The 6590-nt window shown below is 63.7% G+C and carries 8 protein-coding genes and 1 other RNA gene; 5 read left to right on the forward strand and 4 right to left on the reverse strand.

Annotated features, from left to right (window positions below):
- A partial coding sequence (locus tag QZ269_RS11280) for a metallophosphoesterase (RefSeq protein ID WP_367272285.1) occupies positions 1–390 on the forward strand: 390 nt, incomplete at its 5' end.
- Positions 391–473: 83 nt separating this feature from the next.
- Here the strand turns inward: QZ269_RS11280 and QZ269_RS11285 are convergent.
- Together QZ269_RS11285 and QZ269_RS11290 are read right to left on the reverse strand one after the other, a co-directional pair.
- Positions 474–1274, reverse strand: a complete 801-nt coding sequence (locus QZ269_RS11285; RefSeq protein ID WP_291426806.1) for a VC0807 family protein — start codon at positions 1272–1274, stop codon at positions 474–476.
- A gap of 215 nt (positions 1275–1489) precedes the next feature.
- Positions 1490–2938, reverse strand: a complete 1449-nt coding sequence (locus QZ269_RS11290; protein ID WP_291426812.1) for a CbiX/SirB N-terminal domain-containing protein — start codon at positions 2936–2938, stop codon at positions 1490–1492.
- A gap of 101 nt (positions 2939–3039) precedes the next feature.
- On the opposite strand from QZ269_RS11290, the gene QZ269_RS11295 reads away from it, so the two are divergent.
- Positions 3040–3471 carry a hypothetical protein gene (locus tag QZ269_RS11295; protein ID WP_291426807.1) on the forward strand — a complete coding sequence of 144 codons (432 nt, stop codon included), beginning with the start codon at positions 3040–3042 and terminating at the stop codon, positions 3469–3471.
- A gap of 106 nt (positions 3472–3577) precedes the next feature.
- A complete protein-coding gene (locus QZ269_RS11300) occupies positions 3578–4681 on the forward strand; it encodes a M20/M25/M40 family metallo-hydrolase (RefSeq protein ID WP_291426808.1) in 1104 nt (367 codons plus the stop codon).
- Positions 4682–4693: 12 nt separating this feature from the next.
- On the opposite strand, the gene QZ269_RS11305 is transcribed toward QZ269_RS11300, so the two are convergent.
- On the reverse strand, positions 4694–5422 hold the full coding sequence (locus QZ269_RS11305) for a carbonic anhydrase (protein WP_291426809.1): 729 nt from the start codon (positions 5420–5422) through the stop codon (positions 4694–4696).
- Between the two features lie 35 nt (positions 5423–5457).
- Here QZ269_RS11305 and QZ269_RS11310 point away from each other — a divergent pair, with 35 nt between their 5' ends.
- A complete protein-coding gene (locus QZ269_RS11310; RefSeq protein WP_291426810.1) occupies positions 5458–5829 on the forward strand; it encodes a hypothetical protein in 372 nt (123 codons plus the stop codon).
- A gap of 27 nt (positions 5830–5856) precedes the next feature.
- Here the strand turns inward: QZ269_RS11310 and ffs are convergent.
- Positions 5857–5955, reverse strand: an RNA gene (ffs, locus tag QZ269_RS11315) — signal recognition particle sRNA small type.
- Between the two features lie 216 nt (positions 5956–6171).
- Here ffs and QZ269_RS11320 point away from each other — a divergent pair.
- On the forward strand, positions 6172–6590 hold a 419-nt coding region (locus QZ269_RS11320; RefSeq protein WP_291426811.1), incomplete at its 3' end, for a hypothetical protein.

The raw sequence follows: 6590 nt of genomic DNA on the forward strand, positions 1-6590 counted from the left end.
CGCCTGTATCCGCACAGTAGCCTCAACGATCAGCTGGAAGCGTTCATGCCTCAGCCACAGCTTGGCCTCAAGGAGCACGTCGATGCCCTGGTGTATGCGGACATGCATGAGGCCCTGCTGCTGGATGTCGAGGGCCGCCCGCTGATCAACTGTGGCAGCGTGGGCAATCCGCTCGACAGCACCCTGCCGTCGTACCTCATTCTGGAATTCGACGAGCATAGCCCCGCCCACAGCGCCAGTTTCGTGCGCCTGACGTATAACCGCGACGAGGAAATCAGAACCGCCGAGGCAAGCGACATGCCGTTTATCAGGGAGTACGTGGCGGAATTGCTGACCGGGGCTTACCAGAAACGCCGGGCGCACAGTGCAGAGCTCCACAGTGGCATCTGACACTGGGACGTCTAACACTGAGCGTGCGCTGAGGCGGCCCGGGTCTCTATTCAGGGCTGGTGCCGGACAGTACCCGCAGAACTTCAACTGGTCAGTTCGCCCCGCTCGCGCATAGCTGCTGCCAGTTTGGACGGTTCGAGCAGGCTGGCCTCGGCCCCGTAACGCTGCTTCACCGCCCGCTGCACGAACCAGATGGCGGCGGCGACTCCGGCCAGGCTAATCAGCAGGCCCGGCACGCGCATGACAGCGTTCACCTCGGCAATCTGCTGGTTGAAGGCGTCCGAGCCGAACTTGGCTGTGACTCGCCCGTAATTCACCGCGCTGTTGACCAGCCCCCCGATCAGATCGATCAGGGCAAAGGCCACGGTTCCGAGTACCAGCCCCCGGTGGATGCCAGGGTCGCGCATGGCCTGCTGGGTGGCGGCGCGGTCGGTGTCGTTTTCACCGATGCTGGCGGCGTCCAGAAAAATGCGGAACAGCGGCACACGGGTGCCCGCGCTGATGAGGAACAGAACTGCCGTCAGATAGGAACGGGCGCTGTCCTTGACGGCGTACCAGAAGCCGTCCACGTACCAGAAGGCCAGTGCGCCGCTCATGAGTGCCCCGGCCCCGCCGATCAGGGCCACCGGGCTGACATTGCGGTTGACCAGGATGTCCCACATGACGTAGGCCACCGGAATGAGGGCCGCCACCAGATAAGCACGGATATTTCCAGCTTCACCGCTGCCCAGCAGACTGGAAATGCCGATGCCTTCGCCCAGCAGATTGGGATTCAGGATCAGAATTGGGATGAGCAGGGTGAAAATCAGGTCCCAGATCGTTCGGGGAATGCGGCGTTTGGGTCTGGCCGGACTGGGAACAGGGGTCGGGGCGGGGGCAGTCATCCAGTTTATTGTCTCACTCGGGCGTGAAAGCGTGATGGAACGGGCGTGAATGCAGGAGTTTAGAGCAGCTTGCATAATTACGCCATTTGTGGGAACCCATCCCAAACGGCCTCTTGACCAGAACAGCTTCTTGGTCAGAAAGGCACTCGTATGGGGCCTGCCCGCCCGCTCGGCATAAAAGACCACGTTGTTTGTGGCCTTTCATGCCAACTGCTCTAAGTGCCTGCCTCCTGCTTACGCTGCTTTTGCCAGTCGCGCACGGCGGCGACCAGATAGGTGCAGGCCTCGGCACAGGGCAGGCCCCCCGGCACCCCTTCCAGAAAGGTGCGGGTCAGGGGTTCAGCGGCCCACAGGCGGCTGCGCAGGCACTGGCTACAGACGGTTGCAGCCACCTGTTCGACCTGGGCGCTGCTGACCTTCTGCACCCTGGCATACAGCCCGGTCTGACGGCGGGCAGTGGTCGGCCAGGGCGTGAAGTGCAGCGTGCGGCAGGTGTAGGCGTGGGTTTCTTCCACGGCGGCGGGGTACACGTACTGAAGAACCCGGCGCAGGTCGTGTGCGCCCACCACAGCCCGCCAGTGCCTCGGCATGTTCCGGAAAGTCCTAACAGGCCGGTATGTGCCGCTGTCATCAAAACGGATGCGGTCACGCAGCCCCTCGGGGGTCACGTAGGTGGTCAGTTCGTTGGCGGCGCGGCCTTCGTCGAGCACGTGGCGCAGTTCGTACAGGTTGCCGTGGGGCACGATCAGCACCTCGCCCACGCGCAGGCCCTGGCTGGCCCGTTCACCCAAGGTATTCCACGCCTCGACCAGCGTGTGGTCAAGGTCGCCGCCACTGCTTTGCTGGCTGGCTTCCTCAGCGATCTGGAAGATAACCTGGGCCACTGCTGGGTGCGTTCCGACCGGCCCGGCGTAGTAGATCGTCTGGGGGGCGTGGGGCGTGGCGGTGAAGGTGGTCTGTTGACCCGAAAGGTTCAGATCCTCGGGAATGGTTTCCTGGGTATGCCAGCCTTCGGAGGCAAAAAAGGGCACCACGATGATACGCGGGGCCTGAATCCGGCTGGCCCAGTCGGTCACCTTCGGTTCCTCGTCTAGAAAAAGGGCGTGTACCTCGGCAAACAGTCCCAGTTCACGGAGCGCCGCCGCGTTCTGATGGATGACGCGGTTGCTGTTCTCGTTGCGGGTGGTGCCGTGGCCCAGCACGATCAGGGCCGTATCCTGGGCGCTGAACTCCGGGAGGGCCTCGCGTGCCCGTTCCAGAATGACCTGCTGCATGGCCGGATGCACGCCGTAGGGCAGGGTATAGCGCACCGTGTGTCCGCCAATGACCCGCGCGATCCCGCCGGGCGGCACTGGCCCCTGGTGGCCCAGACCCAGTTCGCGTGGAATGACGGTTTCGGTGAAATAGCCCTCCGAAATAAACATGGGAATCACCGTGACATCGGTGCTACTGGTCGTGCGGAGCACCTGGCGCAGCGAGGGTTCTTCTTTCCAGTAACTTTCGATGACCTCACCGAAAAGCCCGCGCTGCCGCAGCAGTTCCGCGTACCGGTAGACCGCAGAGGCCGAATCCCCATTGAGGTGAGAGCCGTGACCGACCAGCACGAGCGAGCGCATAACGGCCACTGTAGAGCATGCCGCAGAGGATGTGGGCCGGGTACGGATAAGACCGTATAAAGCGTGCCCTCACCCGCCTTAAGCCGCACCTCTTTAGGGTTAAAGGCGCATAAAAGTACAAACGCACTTTAAGCCTCAGGAGGTAAGACATGTTCTTCGATCAGACTGACCGCCACCAGCAAATGGCCAACGCCGCCGACCCCCGCGACACCAACGGTGATGGGGTCGTCAGCCCCCAGGAAGCCGCCGCTTATATTCAGGATTACATGCGCAGCGCCTCGCCCGAGGAGCGCAACCAGATTCTGAAGGACTACGTCAGCGGTCTGTCGCCCGAGCAGCGCCAGCAGGTGGGCAGCGCCATTGTCCAGAGTCCGGCGAACCCCGTGCAGGCTGTCAACCACCAGGACGACACCGACCTCGTAAACGCCTACACCCAGGTGGCTCAGGCCCAGCCGCAGCCCCAGGGGCCCAGTCCGCTCGAAGCCGCCTTTGCGCCCGGCGGCGCCCTGGGCAATCCGCTGATTAAAGCTGGCCTGGTGGGCCTCGCCGCCGCGATCGGCAGCCGGATGCTCCGCTCGTAATTTCCGCCCTCTGAATGTAAAGGCCGCCCCCTATGGGCGGTTTTTTACGGCTGGCCGGGTCAGTCGCCTTCCGTTGGCGGTGTCCTGGCAGTTACAATCGCACGCGATGCCCATTTCTTATCTGTCGCGTATCGCTCAGACTTCTGCGCCAACGTTTGATGAAACGCGCCGGGCAGCCCTGATTACGGAACTTTGGGAAGAGCTGGGGTACAGCTGCGAGAGAGACGAGGTCGGCAACGTGGTGACCCGGATCGTTCCGCCGGGTACCGAGGGCCGCCCGGCCCTGCTGATTCTGGCGCACCTGGACACGGTTTTTCCGCTCGAAACCGATGTGACGGTGCGCGAGGACAATGGTCGGCTGATCGGCCCCGGTGTCGGGGACAACAGCGCCAGTCTGGCGGTCGTTACGGCCTTTTTGCGTGAGCTGCGCGGGTGCACCGACTTGCTGACCCGGCCCCTGTGGGTAGCTGCCAACGTGTGTGAAGAAGGTCTGGGCGATTTGCGCGGCGCAAAATATCTGCTGGCCCAGCACCGCCAATCGCTCGGGGCGCTGCTGGCAATCGACGGGTATTTGGGGGTAGCGGTGACGCAGGGCGTGGGCGTGCGGCGTTACCGCGCCGTGTTTGCTGGGCCGGGGGGACATTCCTGGGGCGACCAGGGGCCGAGTGCGCTGCACGCGCTGGGGCGGGCCATCAGTGGCCTGTACGACTTGCGCCTGCCGCCTACGCCGCGCACCACCCTGAACGTCGGGCTGGCCTCGGGGGGCAACAGCATCAACTCTATCGCTGCCGGGGCCGAGCTGCTGCTCGATCTGCGTTCGCTGGATGCCAAACTTCTGGAAGACCTTGCCGCCCGCGCCCAGGACGTGATTTTCAAGGCGGCCCAGAAAGCGGATGTCAGTGTTACGCTCGAACAGGTCGGAGACCGCCCCGGCGGGGACCTCAATTCGGGCCGTCTGCTGGAAATGGCGCAGCTGGCGACCCGTGAGGCGCGGCTGGGCGACCAGAGACCAGGCGACCTGAGACTGGCCGCCAGCAGCACCGACGCCAACGCCGCCGTGCCGCATGGCCTTCCGGCGCTAACGCTCGGGGTCTACCGGGGCGGCAACGCCCACCGCCTGGAAGAGTGGGTGCAGCTGAGCAGCCTGCCGACAGGGTTGCAACTGCTCCGCCGGGTCGTGGACTTGTACCAGCAGCGTCCACTGGCCTGAATCCGCCGACGCTTACGGCTTCAGGTCCTCCGGCTCAATCAGAAAGTCCACCGCGCCCGAGCCGATCTCATAGAAGCCCCCGATCACCCGAATCTGGCCGCTGGCCTCGGCTTCCATAATCACTTTCTGTTCGCGCAGGATGTTGACCTGACGGCGCACGTTGTTGATGACCGCCTCGCGCATCCGGGCCTTCTTGTCGCGGATTGGTGGCAGACGCTCGACACTGGGACGAATGCGGGCGATGATCTTTTGCAGGTTTTCCGGTTCCAGAGCGATCTGTTCGGGGGACAGCAGCGCCGAAGCCACCGCGCCGCAGCCCTCGTGCCCCATGACCACGATCAGATGCACGTCGAGGTGGCGGATGGCGTATTCCAGCGTGCCCAGCCCCGATTCCCCAACCACGTTACCTGCTACGCGCACCACGAACAGCTGCCCGAAGCCCTGGTCGAACACCAGTTCCACCGGCACGCGACTGTCTGAGCAGGCCAGAATGGCGGCAAAAGGCGTCTGCCCCATGATCTGGGCGCGGCGTTCGTTGGCTCCCAGTTCGGGACGCCCCGCCTCCCCGCTGAAAAAGCGGGCGTTGCCGTCTTGTAGGGCGCGGATGGCGTCTTCGGGGGTACTGACATCGGCGTTTTTCAGGTCGGCGATGTCTTGCATGCTGGCCCCGCGCCGAATGGCGTCCAGCACGCGCCGCTTCAGTTCTCCGGGCAGCAGTTCCGGGATAGGGTCGTGGTTCATGGCCGTATGTTAGCGGCCTGCCTTAAGCTAGGGGAGTGACCAACCCGGAAACGCCCCCCACCCTGTCGGAACTGCTGGAACGCTACGCCCTTTTGCGCGATACCCTGCTGGGCCTAGAGGCCGAAAAAGAGGAACTGGGCAAGCAGGTTAAGGCCGCCCTGGAAGCGGGCGAAGAGGCCGAAACCGACCTGTACCGCGCCGTGCTGAAGGTCACGCGCCGGGTCGAGTATCCGCTGGAGCGCTTCCGGGAAGTCTTTGGCGACGCGGCCACCCTGGAAGTCGCCACCATAGACAAGAAAAAAGCCGAGGCGTTGGCCCAGGCGGGCGACCTCGACGGCGAGCGGCTGCGCGACCTGGCCAAGGTGCGGGAAGTGCAGGCGCTGGTGCTGCTGCCCAAAACCCGCTAAAGCGCTGCCAGGCACGGCATAAAAAAAGCATTGCCGGGGAGCAACGGCACCCGCGAATCATCTCTTATGGCTGCTACCTTCCGGTCCTGACCAGGTTCAAGCGTTCACGCTGCGCTGCACCAGCAATGCGCCGATGAAGATAGCACGTCTGGCGTAGAGTGCCAAATCACCCGCCTAAATGTGCAGGGGCAACTCACGTCGCCCAAAACGAACTGCCGTATATCTCCTGCCCGCTCCAAATTAACCCCTGCAACTAAAGAGGGACGCCCCCTTTGCTCTGTGTGAGTAAGTTACACATCACGCTTCAACTGTCGCTGCGGCCCCGGTCGCGGGAGGGTTTTTATGGTGCAGACGTTCACAGACATGCTCTTTTCGTTGCTGGCTTCCTGGCACACGCTCTGGCGCTGGCTGCTGTGGCTGGGCCTTTTGAGCGGGGGTTGGCTGGTGTACCTGCGGGTGTTCCGGCGGGCCAGCTATGACCGCCTGCTGCCCCGGTTGCGCGAAACCTTTTTGCCGCTGGGCAGCTGGGGCGGGGCGCTGCTGCTGTTTGCGCTCAGTTACAGTCTGCTGGGCGTGGTCGGGCAGGTTGTGCTGCACCGGGTCAGCGCGGGCGACAGCACCAGCACCAGCCGCAATGCCGACCCCGACGCCGCGCCGACTGTTCAGGAAGCGCCGCGTGTGACGTACCTCAGCGAGAAAAAATATGTGCGCTCGCTGAGCCTGCCGCCCGAACTGCTGCGGCGCGTGAAGGCAGAAGGCGT

The sequence above is a fragment of the Deinococcus sp. genome (assembly GCF_018260405.1).
GTDB lineage: Bacteria > Deinococcota > Deinococci > Deinococcales > Deinococcaceae > Deinococcus.